The organism is Streptomyces sp. NPDC059455, from assembly GCF_042750115.1.
GTDB lineage: Bacteria > Actinomycetota > Actinomycetes > Streptomycetales > Streptomycetaceae > Streptomyces > Streptomyces endocoffeicus.
The window spans coordinates 1-1,824 of sequence record NZ_JBHYVB010000471.1; the positions used below are offsets into that span (position 1 = coordinate 1).

Here is a 1,824-nt window from a genome sequence, read left to right on the forward strand (position 1 = left end):
GCTCCTGGAGCGTCAGCTCCTCCAGGACACCACAACCAGCAAGATCTCCGGCGTGGACCGCCAGGTCCACGAAGGCGGTACCGGGCAGCAGCACCGTGCCGTGGACGGTGTGGTCGGCCAGCCACGGCATCGCCGCCAGCGATAGACGGCCCGTCAGCACCAGCCCGTCGCCCTCGGCCAGCCACACCGCAGCCGCCAACAACGGATGCCCGACCCGCTCCTGCCCAGCCGACGAAGCATCTCCACGACCAACGACGGCCTTCGGCCAGTAACGCTCCCGCTGGAAGGGATACGTCGGCAGCCCAACCTTCACCGCCCGACCACCATCGGCCGTCGCCGCGGCCCAGTCGACCTCGATACCGGCGGCGTAAGCACCGGCCAGTGCCGTCAACCACCGAGCACGGCCGCCATCGCCGCGCTGCAACGTGCCGGTCGCGACCAGGTCCTCGCCCGCCTGCGCAATCGCCAGGCCCAACACAGGATGCGGACTGACCTCCACGAACACCCGGTGACCCTCCGCCGCCAGCCCGGCAATGACCTCACCGAACCGCACCGTCCGACGCAGATTGCGGAACCAGTACCCGCCGTCCAACTCAGCGGTGTCCAGCACACGCGCCTCAAGCGTGGAGTAGAACGGCACCGAACCAGAAACCGGGGACACCCCCGCCAGATCCCCGGCCAAACGGTCCTGGACGGCTTCGACGTGCGCCGTGTGCGAGGCGTAGTCCACCGCGATCCGGCGCGCACCGCGATCGCCGTAGGCGTCCACGAACTCCGCACACGCGCTGGCGGCACCAGCCACCACGACCTGCCGGGGGCCGTTGACCGCCGCGACCGACAAGTCCACGCCCCAGCGGGAGATCCACTCCCCCACCTCATCCAACCCAGCCGGGACCGACACCATCCCGCCCGTGCCCGCAAGCCCCGCCAACGCCCGGCTGCGCAACGCCACAACCCGCGCACCGTCTTCCAAAGACAACCCGCCGGCGACACACGCCGCCGCGATCTCACCCTGACTGTGACCCGCCACCGCGGCAGGCTCCACGCCATACGCCCGCCACAACCCGGCCAGGCTGACCGCTACCGCCCACGACGCCGGCTGGACCACATCCACCCGCGCCAACAATCCCGCATCCGCGAGCACATCACGCAGTCGCCAGTCGACGAACGGCTCCAGGGCCGCCGCGCAGCGCTCCATCGCCGCCGCGAACGCGGGTTCCTCGTCCCACAGTTGCAGACCCATCCCCGCCCACTGCGCGCCCTGACCCGCGAACACAAACACCGGCCGCACCGCCGAACCAGCAACCCCAGTCACCACACCCGGCGCTTCCTGGCCCGTTGCGACCGCACCCAGGCTCTCCACCAGCTGCTCACGGTCCCGACCAACCACCGCCAGGCGGTGCGCAAATCCTGTGGTCCGGGTTGCGGCCAACGAGAACGCCACATCCCGAACCGAAACGTCCGGGCGCGCCGCCACGAACTCCGCCAGCCGACCCGCCTGCCCGGCCAACGCCGCAGCCGACCGCGCCGACACCACCCACGCCACCGAACCCGCAGACACCAACCCGTCCAGAACGGGGGCGTCCAGCGCAGACGCGTCCTGAACAGACGCATCCTGCGCGGGCTGTTCCAGGATCAGGTGAACGTTGGTGCCGCTGATCCCGAACGCCGACACACCCGCACGCCGCGGACCGGAACCCGCCGGCCACTCCCGCGACTCGGTCAGCAACTCCACCGCTCCAGCCGACCAGTCCACATGCGACGACGGAGCATCCACATGCAACGTCTGCGGCAGCATCCCGTGCCGCATCGCCTGCACCATCT

The 1,824-nt window shown here is 70.4% G+C and carries 1 protein-coding gene; it reads right to left on the bottom strand.

What is annotated here, in order from left to right; translation table 11 throughout:
* Positions 1–1,735 (bottom strand): acyltransferase domain-containing protein (locus ACFXB5_RS53625; RefSeq protein WP_385223348.1); only part of this gene is annotated, 1,735 nt, incomplete at its 3' end.
* Between the last annotated feature and the right edge of the window lie 89 nt (positions 1,736–1,824).